Annotated in this window: 14 protein-coding genes; 5 read left to right on the forward strand and 9 right to left on the reverse strand. The window is 66.3% G+C overall.

Features of this window, described 5'->3' with window-relative positions; all coding sequences use genetic code 11:
* Positions 1-30 precede the first annotated feature (30 nt).
* The 5 genes from gap to ppc all read left to right on the forward strand — a co-directional run bounded on the left by gap (position 31) and on the right by ppc (position 6,281).
* On the forward strand, positions 31-1,053 hold the full coding sequence (gene gap, locus AB0I14_RS07675; protein WP_358018263.1) for a type I glyceraldehyde-3-phosphate dehydrogenase: 1,023 nt from the start codon (positions 31-33) through the stop codon (positions 1,051-1,053).
* A 5-nt stretch (positions 1,054-1,058) separates the two neighbouring features.
* A complete protein-coding gene (locus tag AB0I14_RS07680) occupies positions 1,059-2,285 on the forward strand; it encodes a phosphoglycerate kinase (RefSeq protein WP_358018266.1) in 1,227 nt (408 codons plus the stop codon).
* A 3-nt stretch (positions 2,286-2,288) separates the two neighbouring features.
* Complete coding sequence (gene tpiA, locus AB0I14_RS07685) at positions 2,289-3,074, forward strand: triose-phosphate isomerase (RefSeq protein WP_358018270.1); 786 nt, start codon at positions 2,289-2,291, stop codon at positions 3,072-3,074.
* Positions 3,075-3,118: 44 nt separating this feature from the next.
* A complete protein-coding gene (gene secG / locus AB0I14_RS07690) occupies positions 3,119-3,352 on the forward strand; it encodes a preprotein translocase subunit SecG (RefSeq protein ID WP_166904538.1) in 234 nt (77 codons plus the stop codon).
* 112 nt (positions 3,353-3,464) lie between these two features.
* Positions 3,465-6,281 (forward strand): phosphoenolpyruvate carboxylase, encoded by a 2,817-nt coding sequence (gene ppc / locus AB0I14_RS07695; protein ID WP_358018273.1) that lies wholly within the window; start codon positions 3,465-3,467, stop codon positions 6,279-6,281.
* Here the strand turns inward: ppc and AB0I14_RS07700 are convergent.
* The 9 genes from AB0I14_RS07700 to tkt all read right to left on the reverse strand — a co-directional run bounded on the left by AB0I14_RS07700 (position 6,278) and on the right by tkt (position 17,203).
* On the reverse strand, positions 6,278-7,402 hold the full coding sequence (locus tag AB0I14_RS07700; RefSeq protein WP_358018276.1) for an FAD-dependent monooxygenase: 1,125 nt from the start codon (positions 7,400-7,402) through the stop codon (positions 6,278-6,280). The genes ppc and AB0I14_RS07700 overlap by 4 nt on opposite strands.
* 17 nt (positions 7,403-7,419) lie before the next feature.
* Positions 7,420-8,727 carry an ABC transporter substrate-binding protein gene (locus tag AB0I14_RS07705; RefSeq protein ID WP_358018279.1) on the reverse strand — a complete coding sequence of 436 codons (1,308 nt, stop codon included), beginning with the start codon at positions 8,725-8,727 and terminating at the stop codon, positions 7,420-7,422.
* Entirely contained in the window at positions 8,697-9,989 is a 1,293-nt protein-coding gene (locus tag AB0I14_RS07710) for an MFS transporter (protein WP_358018282.1), read from the reverse strand. The genes AB0I14_RS07705 and AB0I14_RS07710 overlap by 31 nt, the downstream gene beginning before the upstream one ends.
* A gap of 205 nt (positions 9,990-10,194) precedes the next feature.
* Positions 10,195-10,572, reverse strand: coding sequence for an ATPase (locus tag AB0I14_RS07715; RefSeq protein WP_358018285.1), 378 nt, complete (start codon positions 10,570-10,572; stop codon positions 10,195-10,197).
* Between the two features lie 215 nt (positions 10,573-10,787).
* Positions 10,788-11,519 carry a 6-phosphogluconolactonase gene (pgl, locus tag AB0I14_RS07720; RefSeq protein ID WP_358018288.1) on the reverse strand — a complete coding sequence of 244 codons (732 nt, stop codon included), beginning with the start codon at positions 11,517-11,519 and terminating at the stop codon, positions 10,788-10,790.
* On the reverse strand, positions 11,516-12,427 hold the full coding sequence (gene opcA, locus AB0I14_RS07725) for a glucose-6-phosphate dehydrogenase assembly protein OpcA (protein ID WP_358018291.1): 912 nt from the start codon (positions 12,425-12,427) through the stop codon (positions 11,516-11,518). Before opcA ends, pgl begins: the two co-directional genes overlap by 4 nt.
* Entirely contained in the window at positions 12,427-13,974 is a 1,548-nt protein-coding gene (gene zwf / locus AB0I14_RS07730; RefSeq protein WP_358018294.1) for a glucose-6-phosphate dehydrogenase, read from the reverse strand. Before zwf ends, opcA begins: the two co-directional genes overlap by 1 nt.
* Positions 13,971-15,086, reverse strand: a complete 1,116-nt coding sequence (gene tal / locus AB0I14_RS07735) for a transaldolase (RefSeq protein ID WP_358018297.1) — start codon at positions 15,084-15,086, stop codon at positions 13,971-13,973. The genes zwf and tal overlap by 4 nt, the downstream gene beginning before the upstream one ends.
* A 26-nt stretch (positions 15,087-15,112) precedes the next feature.
* Positions 15,113-17,203 carry a transketolase gene (tkt, locus tag AB0I14_RS07740; protein WP_358019028.1) on the reverse strand — a complete coding sequence of 697 codons (2,091 nt, stop codon included), beginning with the start codon at positions 17,201-17,203 and terminating at the stop codon, positions 15,113-15,115.
* Positions 17,204-17,294: the final 91 nt, after the last annotated feature.

The raw sequence follows: 17,294 nt of genomic DNA on the forward strand, positions 1-17,294 counted from the left end.
GGCAGTTACCGGCAACTGAGGGAGAATCACGTGACCATCCGGGTAGGCGTTAACGGCTTCGGCCGCATCGGGCGCAACTTCTACCGGGCCCTGGCAACGCAGCAGGCCGAGGGCAAGAACACCGACATCGAGATCGTGGCCGTCAACGACCTCACCGACAACGCCACCCTGGCTCACCTGCTGAAGTTCGATTCGATTCTCGGCCGTCTGCCGCAGGACGTCAGCCTCGAGGGTGAAGACACCATCGTCATCGGCGACAAGAAGATCAAGGCCCTCGAAGTCAAGGAAGGCCCGGCGGCCCTGCCCTGGGGCGACCTCGGCGTCGACGTGGTCGTCGAGTCCACCGGTATCTTCACCGCCCGCGCCAAGGCGCAGGGCCACCTCGATGCCGGCGCCAAGAAGGTCATCATCTCCGCGCCGGCGAGCGATGAGGACATCACCATCGTGCTGGGCGTCAACGACGACAAGTACGACGGCAGCCAGAACATCATCTCCAACGCCTCGTGCACCACGAACTGCCTCGGCCCGCTGGCCAAGGTCCTCAACGACGAGTTCGGCATCGTCAAGGGTCTGATGACCACCATCCACGCCTACACCCAGGACCAGAACCTGCAGGACGGCCCGCACAAGGATCTGCGCCGCGCCCGCGCCGCCGCGCTGAACATCGTGCCGACCTCGACCGGTGCCGCAAAGGCCATCGGCCTGGTCCTCCCGGAGCTCAAGGGCAAGCTGGACGGCTATGCGCTGCGGGTGCCGATCCCCACGGGTTCGGTCACCGACCTGACCGCCGAGCTGGCCAAGTCGGCAAGTGCCGCCGAGATCAACGCCGCCATGCAGGCCGCCGCCGAGGGACCGATGAAGGGCATCCTCAAGTACTACGACGCGCCGATCGTGTCGAGCGACATCGTCACCGACCCGCACAGCTCGATCTTCGACTCGGGCCTGACCAAGGTCATCGACAACCAGGCCAAGGTCGTCTCCTGGTACGACAACGAGTGGGGCTACTCCAACCGCCTCGCCGATCTGGTCGCGCTCGTCGGGAAGTCGCTCTAGTACCGATGGCTGTCAAGACACTCGCTGACCTGTTGGCCGACGGCGTGGAGGGCCGGGGCGTGCTCGTGCGCTCGGACCTGAACGTCCCCCTGAACGACCAGGGCCACATCACCGACCCGGGACGCATCATCGCCTCGGTCCCGACGCTGAAGGCGCTGGCCGAGGCCGGCGCCAAGGTTGTCGTCACCGCGCATCTGGGCCGCCCCAAGGGCACCCCGGACCCGAAGCTGTCGCTCGCGCCGGTCGCCGCGGCGCTGGGGGAGAAGCTGGGACGCCACGTCCAGCTGGCCGGCGATGTCGTCGGCACCGATGCGCTGGCCCGGGCCGAGGGCCTCACCGACGGTGACGTCCTGCTGCTGGAGAACATCCGTTTCGACCCGCGGGAGACCAGCAAGGACGACGCCGAGCGGCTGGCGCTGGCCAAGGCGCTGGCCGCCCTGGTCGAGGGTGCCGACGGCTCGCCGGGTGCCTTCGTCTCCGACGGCTTCGGCGTGGTGCACCGCAAGCAAGCCTCGGTGTACGACGTCGCCACCCTGCTGCCGCATTACGCGGGCACGCTGGTGGCCACCGAGGTCAAGGTGCTCGAGCAGCTGACCAACTCGACAGAGCGCCCCTACGCCGTGGTGCTCGGCGGGTCCAAGGTCTCCGACAAACTCGCGGTGATCGAGAACCTGGCCACCAAGGCCGACAGTATCGTCATCGGCGGCGGCATGTGCTTCACCTTCCTTGCCGCCCAAGGGGTTTCGGTCGGAACCTCGCTGTTGCAAGAAGAGATGATCGACACCTGCAAGCGGCTGCTGGACACCTACGCCGACGTGATCCACCTCCCGGTGGACATCGTCGTGGCCGACAAGTTCGCCGCCGATGCCGAGCCGGAGACCGTGGCCTCCGATCGCATCCCCGAGGGCAAGATGGGCCTGGACATCGGTCCGGAGTCGGTCAAGCGCTTCACCGCGCTGCTGTCCAACGCCAAGACCGTGTTCTGGAACGGCCCGATGGGCGTGTTCGAGTTCCCGGCCTTCGCGGCGGGTACCAAGGGTGTGGCCGAGGCGATCATCGGTGCCACAGCCAAGGGCGCGTTCAGCGTGGTCGGCGGCGGCGACTCGGCGGCCGCGGTGCGCCAGCTCGGCCTGGCCGAGGACGGTTTCTCGCACATCTCGACCGGTGGCGGCGCGTCGCTGGAATATCTTGAGGGCAAGACCCTGCCCGGCATCGAAGTACTGGAGTCGTAGAACATGGCCCGTAAGCCGCTCATCGCCGGCAACTGGAAGATGAACCTCAACCATTTCGAGGCCATCGCGCTGGTGCAGAAGATCGCATTCGCATTGCCGGACAAGTATTTCGACAAGGTGGATGTGACGGTCATCCCGCCGTTCACCGATCTGCGCAGCGTGCAGACCCTGGTCGACGGGGACAGACTGCGACTCACCTATGGCGCCCAGGACGTCTCCAAGCACGATTCGGGCGCCTACACCGGGGAGATCAGCGGAGCGTTCCTGGCCAAGCTCGGATGCAGTTTCGTGGTGGTCGGGCACTCCGAGCGGCGTACCTACCACGGCGAAACCGATGAGCTGGTCGCGGCCAAGGCCGCTGCGGCGTTCAAGCACGGCATCACGCCGATCATCTGCATCGGCGAGCAGCTCGAGGTGCGCGAGGCCGGCAATCACGTCGAGTACAACGTGAACTCGTTGCGCGGGTCCCTGGCCGGGCTGACCAAGGAGCAGATCGGCCAGGCCGTCATCGCCTACGAGCCGGTGTGGGCCATCGGCACCGGCCGGGTGGCCAGCGCCGCCGATGCCCAGGAGGTCTGCAAGGCCATCCGCGGCGAGCTGGGGAACCTGTCGTCGCCGCAGCTCGCGGCCGGTGTGCGGGTGCTCTACGGCGGTTCGGTCAACGCCAAGAACGTCGGCGAGATCGTCGCTAAGGGTGATGTGGACGGGGCGCTCGTCGGTGGTGCTTCGCTGGACGGCGAGCAGTTCGCGACGCTGTCGGCGATTGCCGCGGGCGGACCGCTGCCGTAACCCGGGGGCCTGGGCCGGACACCGTACCCGGTAGTCTTACCGCCATGGAATTGGCTCTGCAGATCACTCTGGTCGTGACCAGCGTGCTGGTCGTGCTCTTGGTGCTGCTGCATCGTGCCAAAGGTGGCGGTCTGTCCACCCTGTTCGGCGGCGGTGTCCAGTCCAGCCTGTCCGGCTCCACGGTGGTCGAGAAGAACCTCGACCGGCTGACGCTGTTCGTGACCGGCATCTGGGTGGTTTCGATCGTCGGCGTTGCGCTGCTGATCAAGTACGGCTAACCGCCAGCTGATCAACTCCGGACCCTTCGCGTCGCGGCATTCGCCGAGATCGACGTGAGTGCGGTGCTTGCTCCACTCTGCAGCGTGCCCGCGGTACGTCGATACTGGTGACATGGCTGACGGTCCCGACACCGCGCTAGACCCCATCGGTGCGGTTCAGCGCACTCCGGTTGGCCGTGAGGCCACCGAGCCGATGCGCGACGACATCCGGCTGCTCGGTGCGATCCTCGGTGACACCGTGCGCGAACAGAACGGAGCCCTGGTCTTCGACCTGGTCGAGCGGGCCCGGGTGGAATCCTTCCGGGTCCGCCGCTCGGAGATCGACCGGGCCGAGCTGGCCGACCTGTTCTCCGGCATCGATGTCCACCGGGCGATCCCGGTGATCCGTGCCTTCACCCACTTCGCGCTGTTGGCCAACGTCGCCGAGGACATCCACCGCGAGCGGCGACGCGCAGTTCATGTGGCGGCCGGCGAGCCACCACAGGACAGCAGCCTGGACGCGACGTATCTCAAGCTGGACCGGGCGATCTCAACCGCGGAACTGAGTTCGGCGACCGTCGCCGACGCCTTGAGCGGTGCTCTGGTCGCGCCGGTGATCACCGCGCACCCCACCGAAACCCGGCGCCGGACCGTCTTCGACACCCAGCACCGGATCACCGAGTTGATGCGGCTGCGCATGCACGGCCTGACCCGCACCGCCGACGGCCGCGACATCGAGGTCGAGTTGCGCCGCCACATCCTCACGCTGTGGCAGACCGCGCTCGTACGGTTGTCGAGACTCAAGATCTCCGACGAGATCGAAACCGGGCTCCGGTATTACCCGGCAGCGTTTTTCGAGGTCATCCCACAGGTCAACGCCGAGGTGCGCACCGCGTTGCGGGCCCGCTGGCCCGGGGCGGAACTGCTGGAGCAACCGATCCTGCGGCCGGGAAGCTGGATCGGCGGTGACCGCGACGGCAATCCCAATGTCGATGCGGGCGTGGTGCGGCTGGCCACCGGGCGCGCCGCCCACATGGCCTTCGCGCACTACTTCACCGAGCTCACCGCGCTGGAGGAAGAGCTGTCGATGTCGGCGCGCCTGGTAAGGGTCAGTGACGAGCTCACCTTGCTGGCCGATGCCTGCGATGAGCCGGCACGTGGCGACGAGCCCTACCGACGGGCACTGCGGGTGATCCACGCCCGGCTGACCGCCACCGGTCACGAAATCCTCGATGAGGAGCCCGAACACGAGCTCGACCTGGGCCTTACGGCCTACCGTGCCCCGGAGCAGTTCCTGGCCGACCTCGACACGGTGGACGTCTCGCTGCGCGCCAACGGTAGCGCGGTGCTGGCCGACGATCGGCTGGCCCGGCTTCGAGAAGCTGTGCGGGTCTTCGGGTTTCACCTGTGTGGCCTGGACATGCGCCAGAACTCCGAGGTGCACGAGCAGGTGGTCGCCGAGTTGCTCGCCTGGGCCGGGGTGCATCCCGACTACGCATCCCTGCCCGAAGCGCAGCGGGTGGAACTGCTCGCGGCCGAGATCTCCACCCGTCGCCCGCTGATCGGCGAGGGCGCCGAGCTGTCGGAGCTGGCCCGCAAGGAACTCGACATCATCGGGGCGGCGACCCGGGCGGTCGGCGTCTTCGGCGCGCAGGCCGTGCCCAACTACATCATCTCCATGTGCCAGTCGGTATCTGATCTACTCGAAGCGGCGGTCCTGCTCAAAGAGGCCGGCCTGCTCGATGTTTCGGGTGCAGCTCACGGCGAGGTATACGCACCGGTCGGGATCGTGCCGCTGTTCGAAACCATCGAGGATCTGCAGCAGGGTTCGGCAGTCCTGGAGGCGGCTCTTGCCCTGCCGGTCTACCGCAGCATCGTCACCGCGCGCGGACAGCATCAGGAAGTGATGCTGGGCTACTCGGACTCGAACAAGGATGGCGGCTACCTGGCGGCCAATTGGGCGCTGTACCGGGCCGAACTGGACCTCGTCGAAGCGGCGCGCACCACCGGGATTCGGTTGCGCCTGTTCCACGGACGGGGTGGCACCGTGGGCCGTGGTGGCGGACCCAGTTACGACGCGATCCTGGCACAACCGCCCGGCGCGGTGAAGGGCTCGTTGCGGATCACCGAGCAGGGCGAGGTGATCGCGGCGAAGTACGCGGAGCCTCGGATTGCGCACCGCAATCTGGAGACGCTGTTGGCCGCGACGCTGGAATCCACCCTGCTCGACGTCGAGGGGCTCGGCGATGAAGCCGGACCCGCCTACCAGGTGCTCGATGAGCTGGCTGCTCTGGCGCAGCGGGCCTACGCCGAATTGGTCCATGAGACACCGGGATTCGTCGAATACTTCCAGGCCTCGACGCCGGTCAGCGAGATCGGTGCACTCAATATCGGCAGCCGGCCCAGCTCACGCAAACCGACCACTTCGATCGCCGATCTGCGGGCCATCCCGTGGGTGCTCGCCTGGAGCCAGTCCCGCGTGATGCTGCCCGGTTGGTACGGCACGGGCACCGCCTTCGCGCAGTGGATCGCCGACGACGAGGCCCGGGTCTCGGTGTTGCAGGACCTGTACCAGCGATGGCCGTTCTTCCGCACGGTGCTGTCGAACATGGCCCAGGTGCTGTCCAAGTCGGACATGGGTTTGGCGGCACGGTATTCCGAGCTGGTCGACGACGAGGAACTGCGGGCCAGGGTATTCGACAAGATCGTTGCCGAGCACGCCCGCACCATCGACATGTACAAGCTGATCACCGGCCAGGACGACCTGCTGGCCGACAACCCGGCCCTGGCCCGTTCGGTGTTCAACCGGTTCCCCTACCTGGAGCCGCTCAATCACCTGCAGGTCGAGCTGCTGCGCAGGTATCGCGGCGGGGACACCGACGAACTGGTGCAGCGCGGAATCCTGCTCACCATGAGTGGCTTGGCGACAGCGCTTCGCAATAGTGGCTAGCGCACCAGGATGTCGTCCAGGCGCAGCGACACTCTCGCCCGGCGGTCGGCGTAACCGCGTGCGGCACGCTGGATTTCCGCGGTCTGTTCCGTTCTGACGCGTTGATAGCATTGCAGTGCTTCGGTGTGGTCGCCGTCGTGGACCGTGGCGATCTGGGTGGCCAGCTCAGCGGCGTCCTGGATGGCCTGATTGGCGCCTTGGCCACCGAACGGCGTCATCGGGTGTGCCGCATCCCCGAGTAGCGCAACGCGCGCGGTGGTCCACCGGTCGATCGGATCCCGGTCGTACACCGGATGCATGTAGACCGGGCTCGTCGCGGCGCGCAGCATCCGACCGACCGCAGGGTCGAACTCGTCGAACTGGTCGGCCAGTGCCGCCAGATCGGCCTGGGCCGACCACAGGTGCGGCGGCGGCTCGTCCACCCCGAGGGTGGCGTCGACAGCCACCTGCCTGCCGGCCCGCACCGGCATGGAGATGACGTGCTTGGCATAGTCCGCCGAATGCCAGGACCGCAATCGGTCGTTGGTTACCCCAAGACAGTCGGCGGGGCTGACGGCCCGGAAGATCACCGAACCGCAGTAGTGAATGTCGTCGTCGCTGAACATCTTCCGTGCCTTCGAGCGCAGTCCGTCGGCTGCGATCACCAGACCGGCCCGGACGACCTCACCGTTGGTGAAGGTGAGCTCGACATGGTCGTCGCGCTCGGCGATGCCGCACAGTTCGTGGCGAAGCCGCACCCGCTCGGGTCCCACAGCCGAGACCAGCAGGCTGTGCAGATCCGCGCGGTGCACGGTGCGGGGAGCAAGGTCGGCGTCGGCGTAGCCGAACCGGCCGTGTTCGGCGCCGTCCTCGGGCGTTGCCGCGTAGTCGGTGATCTTCTCCAACTGGCCCAGCTGATCGCGGTTCTCGAAGTACTGGGTGGCCGAGGAGATCACGTCGAACGCATCGACAACGTTCCACTGCCTGAACAGTCGCAGTGTCTGCGGCGAGATACCCAGGGGGCCGCCGACCTCGCCGAGTTCACGGGTCTTGTCGAAGATGACCGGACGATGGCCGTGGTGCTGCAGGGCGACGGCGGCTGCCAGGCCACCGAGGCCGGCGCCGATGATGGCGATGTCCATGGAGATTCCTTTCGGGTTCACGGGATCCGGGCCAGGGCTTCGGCGTCGAGGTAGACACCGGACAGCACGCCGGGCCGGTAGCTGGTGACGGTCCGGACATTGCAGAGCGGCAGCCACAGGCCGCCGGTGAGGATCTGGCGCTGGATGTCGTCCACCAGCTCGCCTCGGGCTTCGGAGTCCGCACACCTGAGCTGGGAGTCGAGCAGGATGTCCAGCTCATTTGATCCGGTGCGGCGGTTCATGTTTCGCTGGCTCACGGCGAACTGGTAGCGCAGCAGATCGGGGTCGCTGCCGGTGAAGTAGAAGAACCGGAAGTCGTAGTCTCCGGTCTCCTGGCGGTTACGCAGCTCCGGGAAGTCGACGTCGGCGAGGACCAGCTCGATGCCGTGTTCTCTCCACTGTGCGGCGACCTGGGTGAGGACAGCGGCGTCGATGGGGGAGAACGTACTGTTGAACACCACCTCGAACGAAAGCCGCTGCGCGCCTGCGGCGGCCAGGAGCCGGAGGCCCGTCACCGGATCGTAGGCCAGCTCGGCAGAGCAGTCACGGTACCCATCGGTCGTCGGGGTGAACACCGACGAGGCGACGGAATATCCCTCGGCATCGAGGATCGGCTGTAGCGCGGGGCGGTCTGTCAGCAGAGACAGCGCACGCCGAACGCGGGGGTCGGTCAGCGGACCGCGGGAAGCGTTGGGACACAATCCGTAACTGATACCGGGGTTGTGTATTTCGGCGCGGCGGTAGCCATCGATCGGCCCGGCGTACAGGTCACCGATGTCGGCCTGCTCGAACGTCAATCTGCGTGATCCGTCGCTCACCCCGCCGGGGACCGGATGCCATCGGCCGGTACCCAGCCCCTGCGTGTTGCGGATCGCCAGGTTGACACTGGCCAACGACCGCAGGAACGCCGCATTGTGATGTACGAAGTGAAACGTCACGGTGTCGGTCCCCGCCTCGACCGAGCCGAGCCCGGTGAGCATCGTCACCGCGGCAGGACGCGGTGAAACGTCTTTGAGCGCAGTGATGTCGGCGAAGGTCTGTGCGACGGCGTCCGGGGTCAGCGGTGTGCCGTCGGAGAAACACCGGTCGGGGCGAATCGACAGGTCGAGGGTCAGGGGGTCGTGGTAGTGCCACGAGGAGGCCAGCCAGGGTAGGAGCTTCCCGGTGTCCGGATCGATGTCGAGCAGGCTCTCATAGATCAGCCGGCAATATGTCTTCGAGATGCTGTTGTAGGCCAGCCGCGGATCGTCGGTGAGCTGGTGGGTGGGCCAGCCGAACGTGAGGTTGCGCATCATCACACCGGCGCCAATCTCGTTGTCTGCCACGCTGAACGAGCCGCCAGCGTCGCGACCAGCCCGACCACCGTCACCACCGCGGCCGCGCCGGTGAACAGTTCGGTGCCGAGACCGTCGATCATCGTCGCCCCGGTCGCCACTCCGATCGCGGCGCCCAGCGCCCGAAGGTAGTGGTACAGGCTGGAATCGAACGGTATCTCTGTCGAATTGGTCAGCACATTGCTGGCCAATGAGCTCCACAGGAACCCCATCGCGCAGCCCATCAACGCGGCACTACCCAGCGGCACGTGTCCGAACAGACTCAGACCGGCCACGATCAGGAATGCCGAGCCGACGCACACCAGCCGGGTGTTCTTCCGATTGCCTCCGGGCCTGCCGAATTTCAGCATCGGGATCAGCCCGGCGAAGAACGCCATCGGCAACAGGAACAGTGCCGAGCCATACGAATCCAGCCCGCGCACCTGTTGTAGGACATACACCACCGAGAGGGTGAACACATTGGTCGCGATACCCGCCACGAAGACCACGACCAGGCTTCCCGACAGGACCCGCGTCTGGGACCGGCTGCGCAGAATGATCACGGCGATCCCGAGCAGGATGGACACCACAAGCAACGTCACCTTGGTATGGAGCGCGGTGGACACTCCGATCGCCAGGAAGATCGCCAGTTGAACCACCGCGAGAGCCACCACCGGGGTGCCCACCCGTCGGGTCGTGGCGCCGTCGTCGGCGGCGTCTTCCGTCCCCGGCGAGATGGCCAACAGCGCCATCGCCACGACGGTGGCCACCACCGTCTCGTAGGGGAACGAACGCCAGCCCCACAGATCGTTGAGCCACGCGGTGATCAGCGGTGAACACAGTGCGGATGCCGACACCACCAGACCCCAGGTGCCCAGGACCGCCGAGTGGTGGTGGGGATAGAACTGCGCCCGGATGATCCGGAATATCTGGGGTGCGAGCACTGCCGAGGCGATGCCCTGCAAGAACCGCAACGCGATGAGGACCCAGAACTGCGGGCTGAGGCCGGCGGCGATACCGAGAACGGCCAGCACCGCCGAACTGGCGAAGAATGCGGTCGACGGCCGGTAGCGGTGCGACAGCAGGCCGGCGGGTAGCAACGCCAGACAGAATCCGGCCAGGAACGCTACGCCGATGTAGGCGGCCTGTGAGAACGGGATGCCGAAGTAGTCGGCAATCGCCGAGTTCAACAGCACAGCCGACGACGAGTTGGAGTAGAGGGTGTATTCGGTGAGGTAGAGCGATGCCGCAACGGCATATAGGGACGGCTTCATGACGCCTCGAAGCTGATAGCAGGATCAAATGGGCAGCGAGAGCTAACCCGAGATCCTCTTCAGCGGCGCCAGGCGCGCCCGGTTCCAGATCGACGCCAGCAAACTGGGTGCGAACGACGCCGCAACACGCACGGGATGTGCGTCTGCTCGATCGAATCCGGCACCCATGGCGACCACTGTAACCGAGGTGCCGGTTGAGCCCGCCCTAGAGACCTGTGCTCTTGCGGACCCGGCTGATCATTCCGCGCACCGCGTTCTCCGTTGCTGCCAGCGGCGACATCACGGCTTCGCCGATCCCGACGATGACCTCGACGCGATCCACGATCGATTCCAGGCGCTCGACGACGCCGATGAGGCGGGGCGCGAGCTCATCGATGCGCGTGATGGTGTCGTTGAACCGGTCCAGGGTGGCATCGAGGCCGCCGGTCGACTTGTTGAGGTCGACCAGGGTGGTGCTCAGATCGGTGAGCAGGGTGTCGACCTGCTCCACGGTCATGTCGGCGTTGAGCGCGGCCTGCGTCAATGTCCGAATTCTCTGACGCCCGGAATTCGGGCGGGCGCGACCATCCCCTTTGTCTGCCATACCGATCAGTATGGCCGGTACGGAACCAAACGTGGCCGAACCGCGTCTGAATGGCTGTGCGGCAATTCTGTGAACACCGAGCGCGGCCGGTCGTGACGGCCGACGGGGGTGCGACGAATCATGAAGTGGCCGATTACCTGGCCGGCTACGCCGAGGCTTTGGCCGACGCCACGACTGAGCGGCGCGGTGGCCGCACTGACGACTAGCCGGTCTGCTCAGAGCTTGCTTGCGGCAGCCTCGTCGAGCAACCACACTGTCCGATCGCGGCCGATCGCGCCCGCGGCGGGGATGTCCACCGGATTCGCACCACCGATCGCGGCGGCGACCGCGTCGGCCTTGGCCTCACCGGACACCACCAGCCACACCTCGCGTGAGTTACGAATCGCGGGCAGCGTCAACGTGATCCGGCGTGGCGGTGGCTTGGGGGAGTCCGGCACACCCACCACCATGCGGTCGGTTTCACGCACCGCGGCAGTGTCGGGAAACAGCGAGTTGATATGTCCTTCGCCGCCCATGCCGAGCAGATGCACGTCGAACTCGGGTCCTGGAGCGTCGAAGTTGGCGGCCAGCAGCTGTGCGTAACCGGCGGCGGCTGCGGTGAGGTCGTCACCGAATTCGCCATCGCTGGCAGCCATCGCGTGCACGTTGACGTCCGAGATCCCGACATGGTCCAACAGTGCCTCGCGGGCCTGCTTGTCATTGCGGTCGTCGTCGTCCTGCGGTACGAACCGTTCGTCGCCCCAATAGACGTGCACCTTCGACCAGTCGATCTCGTCGCCGTGCTCACCCACGCGTTTGAGCAGACCGATTCCCGTGCCTCCGCCGGTGAGCACGATGTTTGCATGACCTCGCGCAGAGATGGACGATTTGATGGCAGTCACCAACCGATCTCCGGCGGCGGCCACCAACGCGTCGGCGTCGGCGTAACGCTCGATAACAGTGCTCATACGTACTGGACCTTGTCGATTCCTCGTAGTGCGTCGTAGTAGATCTCGTCCGCGTCGAGGCGGCGCATGTCCTCGGCCAGGCAGTCGCGAGCCTCCCTGCGGGCCAACGGAATTGACGCTTCCGGCTGTCCGGTGCGGGTCAGTTTCGCGGTGACGCCTTCCTGCGGTCGGCTCAACGTGATGGTTTCGCTGGGCCGGGTCAGTTCGACCTTGAGCTCGCCTACCGCGCGGGTCACCGGACCGTCGATCCGGCTGGCCAGCCATCCCGCCATGATGTCCAGCGCAGGCTCGTCTTTCAGCCCGGACACCAGGGCCGCGGTGATCGGCTCGTACGGCGCCTGGTCGACGGCCGAGGTGAGCAACGCACGCCAGTACGTGACGCGGCTCCAGGCCAGGTCGGTGTCGCCTGGGGTGTAGCCCTTGAGCCGGCCCTTGATCGTGCCCAGCGGGTCCTCGACGTTGGTGGCATCGGTGATCCGTCGAACTGCCAACTGGCCCAGGGGATCCTGCGCCGGTATGGCTGGTGCGACATCGGGCCACCACGTGACCACCGGGGTGTCCGGCAGCAGGAACGGCATAACGACGCTGCTGGCGTGGCCGGCCAGTGGACCGGACAGTCGCAGCACGACGACCTCGTTCGAGCCGGCATCGCGGCCCACCCGCAGCTGCGCGTCGAGGCGTGCTTCGGTGGCGAACCGGTCACCGGGGATCACCACGATCACCCGGCACGGGTGCTCGCGGCTGGCAGCATTTGCCGCCTCGATCGAATCTTCCAGTAACGCTTCGGTATCCGGTGCGACGACCAGGGTCAGGACGCGACCCAAGGTGATGGCGCCGCCCTCTTCCCGCAGCGCCACGATCTTCTTGTTGATCGCGCCGGTATTGGTGTCGGGCATATCGAGAATCATTACGGCCGCCTCCATTCACGGCCTGAGCGCCGCAGCATCTCGAATGCGGACTCCGGACCCCAGGTGCCCGATTCGTACGAGTCCGGTTTTCCGTGCGATGCCCAGTAGTCCAGCGCGGGATCCAGGATCTTCCATGCCAATTCGACCTCGGCATTGACCGGGAACAATGACGGCTCCCCGAGCAGGACGTCGAGGATCAACCGCTCGTAGGCCTCGGGCGAGTCCTCGGCGAAGGCCGACCCGTAGGAGAAGTCCATGCTGACATTGCGGACCTCCATCGCGTTGCCGGGCACCTTCGACCCGAAGCGCAACGTGATGCCCTCGTCCGGCTGCACCCGGATCACCAGTGCATTCTGGCCGAGTTCCTCGGTCATGGTGGCGTCGAACGGCAGGTGTGGCGCCCGCTTGAACACCAGGGCGATCTCGGTCACCCTGCGGCCCAGGCGCTTTCCGGTACGCAGATAGAACGGCACTCCGGCCCACCGGCGGGTGTCGACGTCGACCGTGATGGCCGCGAACGTCTCCGTGGTGGACGTCTTGGAGAATCCCTCCTCGTCGAGCAGGCCGACGACCTTCTCGCCGCCCTGCCAGCCCGCCGCATACTGGCCGCGCGAGGTGGTCTCGTCGAGCGGCTCGGCCAACCGGCTGGCCGAGAGCACCTTTATCTTCTCGGTCTGCAGCTCGGCAGGGGAGAAACTCACCGGCTCTTCCATCGCGGTCAGCGCCAGCAGCTGCAGCAGGTGGTTCTGGATGACGTCGCGGGCCGCACCGACACCGTCGTAGTAGCCTCCACGCCCGCCGAGCCCGATGTCCTCGGCCATGGTGATCTGCACGCTGTCGACGTAGTGCGAATTCCACACCGGCTCGAACAACTCATTGGCGAAGCGCAGTGCCAGGATGTTCTGGACCGTTTCCTTGCCCAGGTAGTGGTCGATGCGGAACACCGACGACTCCGGGAACACGCTGTTGACCACGCCGTTGAGTTCCTCGGCGCTCTTGAGGTCATGCCCGAACGGCTTCTCGATCACGACCCGGCTCCAGCAGCCGTCAGGCTTGTCCGCCAAACCGGACTTCGACAGCTGTTCACAGACCTGGGGGAACGCCTTCGGCGGAATCGACAGGTAGAACGCGTGATTGCCGCCGGTGCCGCGCTCGGTGTCGAGCTTGTGCAGCGTGTCCTTTAGCCGCTCGAAGGATGCGTCGTCGTCGAAAGTGCCCTGCACGAACCGGAATCCCTCGGCCAGGCGGTCCCAGACCTCCTGACGAAACGGGGTGCGGGCGTGCTGTTTGACCGCGTCGTAGACGACCTTGCCGAAGTCCTCGTCCGCCCAGTCGCGACGGGCGAAGCCGACGAGCGCAAAACCCGGCGGCAACAATCCGCGGTTGGCCAGGTCGTAGATCGCCGGCATCAACTTCTTGCGCGCCAGGTCCCCGGTCACGCCGAAGATGACGACCGCACAGGGCCCCGCAATACGGGGCATGCGCTTGTCGCGCTTGTCCCGCAGCGGGTTCACCCAGTCGGCCGGCCTACCGCTGCAAGCGGTCATTTCTTGGCGGCGTCGAGTTGGCCCTGTGTCGCGTCGAGCAGTTCCTGCCACGACTTCTCGAACTTCTCCACACCTTCGTCTTCGAGCACCTTGAACACGTCGACCAGGTCGATGCCGACGGCGCTGAGATTGTCGAAGGTCTCCTGCGATGCCGCCGCAGTCCCGGTGATGGTGTCGCCGGCGATCTTGCCGTGGTCGGCGACGGCTTCGAGCGTTTTCTCCGGCAAGGTGTTCACCGTGTGGGCGGCGACCAGCTCGGTGACATAGAGCGTGTCGGAGTAGTCCGGATTCTTGACGCCGGTCGAGGCCCACAGCACGCGCTGAACGCGGGCACCGTCGCCCTTGAGCGCTGCGAAACGGTCGCCCCCGAAAACCTCTTCGTAGGCTGCGTAGGCCAGGCGCGAGTTGGCCACGCCGGCCTTGCCGCGCAGGCCCAAAGCCTCGTCGGAGCCGATCTTTTCGAGCCGGTTGTCGATCTCGGTGTCCACGCGGGACACGAAGAACGACGCGACCGAGTGGATCTTGGACAGATCGTGGCCGGCCTCTTTGGCCTTTTCCAAGCCCGCCAGGTAGGCGTCCATGACGGCCCGGTGGCGTTCGACCGAGAAGATCAGCGTGACGTTGACGGAGATGCCTTCGGCGATCACCGCGGTGATTGCCGGCAGCCCGGCAAGGGTCGCAGGAATCTTGATCAGCAGGTTGGGCCGGTCGACGATCTTCCACAGCTCGATCGCCTGCAGGATCGTCTTGTCGGTGTCGTGCGCCAGCCGTGGATCCACCTCGATGGACACCCGGCCGTCGATGCCGTTGGAGGCCTCGTACTGCTTGGCCAGGACATCGCAGGCATTGCGGACGTCATCGGTGGTGACGGTGCGGATGGTGGCGTCGACGTCGGCTCCCCGCTCGGCCAGTTCCTTGACCTGGGCGTCGTAGGCAGTGCCCTTGGACAGCGCTGCCTGGAAGATCGACGGGTTGGTGGTGACGCCCACGACGCTGCGGGTATCGATCAGATTCTGCAGATTTCCGGTCTGCAGCCGCTCGCGCGACAGATCGTCGAGCCAGACGGATACACCCGCGGCGCTCAGCGCCGCGAGGTTCGGGTTCTGAGTCATGTTCGCCTTCTCCTGCTAGTCGTCTGTCAGTTGTCCAGGGAGCGTTCCGCCGCGGCCGCCACGGCCTCGGGGGTGAAACCGAACTCGCGGAACAGCGTCTTGTCGTCGGCGGAGGCGCCGTAGTGCTCGATCGAGACGATCTCGCCGGTGTCTCCGACCAGCTTGTACCAACTCTGCGCCACTCCGGCCTCGACCGCCACCCGGGCCGAAACCGCAGGCGGTAGCACCGAATCGCGGTACTCCTCGGGCTGCGATTCGAACCACTCGACACACGGCATCGACACCACGCTCGCGTTGATCTCCTTGTCCGCCAACAGCTTCTGCGCTGCGACGGCGAGTTGGAGCTCGGAGCCCGTGGCGATGATCACCACGTCGGGGTTCTCGCCGGGGGTGCCGCCGAGCACATAGCCACCGCGGGCCACGCCTTCGGCGCTGGTGCCCTCGATCACCGGGACGCCCTGGCGGGTCAGGATCAACCCCACCGGGCCGGTGCTGGCGGTGCGCTCCAGCACGGTCTTCCACGCGTAGGCGGTCTCGTTCGGGTCACCCGGTCGTACGACGGACAGGTTCGGGATCGCGCGCAACGCTGCCAGGTGCTCGATCGGCTGATGCGTCGGGCCGTCCTCGCCGAGGCCGATCGAATCGTGCGTCCAGACGTAGATCGGATCGATGTTCATCAATGAGGCCAAACGCACGGCCGGCCGCATGTAATCCGAGAACTGGAGGAACGTCCCGCCGTAGGGCCGGGTCGGACCGTGCAGCACGATGCCGGACAGGATCGCGCCCATCGCGTGCTCACGGATACCGAAGTGCAGGGTGCGGCCGTACCAGGTCGCATTCCAGTCCTCGGTCGAGATCGACGGCGGCCCGAACGAATTCGCGCCCTTGATCGTGGTGTTGTTGCTGCCGGCGAGGTCGGCGGAACCGCCCCACAGCTCGGGCAGCGTCTGGCCGACGGCGGCCAGGACGGCCCCGGAGGCGGCGCGGGTGGCCACCGGCTTGGAATCGAGGTCCCAGTGCGGCAGCTCGGCGTCCCAGCCCTCGGGGAGCTTTTGTGCCTGCAGCCGGTCCAGCAGCTCCTTGCGCTCGGGCTCGCGCTCGGCCCAGGCATCGAAGGTGACCTGCCAATCGGCGTGCGCCTTCTTGCCGCGGGTCACCAGCTCACGGGTGTGGGCGATGACATCGTCGCGCACCTCGAAGGTCTTGTCGGGGTCGAAGCCGAGGATCTTCTTGGTCGCGGCCACCTCGTCGGCGCCCAGCGCCGAGCCGTGCACGCCACCGGTGTTCATCTTGGTGGGGGCGGGGTAGCCGATGATGGTGCGCAGCGCGATGAACGACGGCTTGTCGGTCACCTTCTTGGCCTCGGCGATCGCCTGCTCGATGCCCACGACGTTCTCGCCGCCCTCGACCTCCTGGACGTGCCAACCGTAGGCGCGGTAGCGCGCGGGCACATCCTCGCTCAGCGCGATGTCGGTGTTGTGCTCGATGGAGATCTTGTTGTCGTCCCAGAACACGATGAGGTTGCCGAGCTGCTGGGTGCCCGCGAGCGACGAGGCTTCGCTGGTGACGCCCTCTTCCATGTCGCCGTCGGAGGCCACCACATAGATGTAGTGGTCGAAGGGGCTCTCACCCGCGGCGGTGTCGGGATCGAACAGGCCGCGCTCGTAGCGGGCGGCCATCGCCATCCCGACGGCCGACGCCAGACCCTGGCCCAGCGGGCCGGTGGTGATCTCCACACCCTTGGTGTGGTGGTACTCGGGATGGCCCGGAGTCAGCGAGCCCCAGGTGCGCAGCGCCTCGATGTCGGCCAGCTCCAGGCCGAAACCGCCGAGGTACAGCTGGATGTACAGGGTGAGGCTGGAATGCCCACAGGACAGCACAAAACGGTCCCGGCCTATCCAGTGGGTATCGCTGGGATCGTGTCGGAGCTGCCGCTGGAACAGCGTGTAGGCCAGCGGTGCCAGGCTCATCGCGGTTCCCGGGTGGCCGTTGCCGACCTTCTGCACCGCGTCAGCCGCAAGCACCCGGACGGTGTCGACGGCAACGCTGTCGACTTCGGTCCAGTCATCTGGGTGGTTGGGCTGGGTGAGTGCGGTGATCTCTTCGGCGGTGGTCACTAAGCTCACTTCCTCGTCATCTATCTGCTGGCACATGCGCGCAGTTGCCATGCTGCTACGACAAACACCCTAGTGGGGCGGAGTCATCCGA

It is taken from the genome of Mycobacterium sp. NPDC050441 (assembly GCF_040655355.1).
In the GTDB taxonomy this organism is placed as follows: domain Bacteria; phylum Actinomycetota; class Actinomycetes; order Mycobacteriales; family Mycobacteriaceae; genus Mycobacterium.

What these genes read in the sequence shown, in the direction of transcription:
- AB0I14_RS07680 (WP_358018266.1), top strand. Translation starts at nt 1,059, where the DNA reads ATGGCTGTCAAGACACTCGCTGACCTGTTGGCCGACGGCGTGGAGGGC.
- tpiA (WP_358018270.1), top strand. Translation starts at nt 2,289, where the DNA reads ATGGCCCGTAAGCCGCTCATCGCCGGCAACTGGAAGATGAACCTCAAC.
- secG (WP_166904538.1), top strand. Translation starts at nt 3,119, where the DNA reads ATGGAATTGGCTCTGCAGATCACTCTGGTCGTGACCAGCGTGCTGGTC.
- ppc (WP_358018273.1), top strand. Translation starts at nt 3,465, where the DNA reads ATGGCTGACGGTCCCGACACCGCGCTAGACCCCATCGGTGCGGTTCAG.
- AB0I14_RS07700 (WP_358018276.1), bottom strand. Translation starts at nt 7,402, where the DNA reads ATGGACATCGCCATCATCGGCGCCGGCCTCGGTGGCCTGGCAGCCGCC.
- AB0I14_RS07710 (WP_358018282.1), bottom strand. Translation starts at nt 9,989, where the DNA reads ATGAAGCCGTCCCTATATGCCGTTGCGGCATCGCTCTACCTCACCGAA.
- AB0I14_RS07715 (WP_358018285.1), bottom strand. Translation starts at nt 10,572, where the DNA reads ATGGCAGACAAAGGGGATGGTCGCGCCCGCCCGAATTCCGGGCGTCAG.
- pgl (WP_358018288.1), bottom strand. Translation starts at nt 11,519, where the DNA reads ATGAGCACTGTTATCGAGCGTTACGCCGACGCCGACGCGTTGGTGGCC.
- opcA (WP_358018291.1), bottom strand. Translation starts at nt 12,427, where the DNA reads ATGATTCTCGATATGCCCGACACCAATACCGGCGCGATCAACAAGAAG.
- zwf (WP_358018294.1), bottom strand. Translation starts at nt 13,974, where the DNA reads ATGACCGCTTGCAGCGGTAGGCCGGCCGACTGGGTGAACCCGCTGCGG.
- tal (WP_358018297.1), bottom strand. Translation starts at nt 15,086, where the DNA reads ATGACTCAGAACCCGAACCTCGCGGCGCTGAGCGCCGCGGGTGTATCC.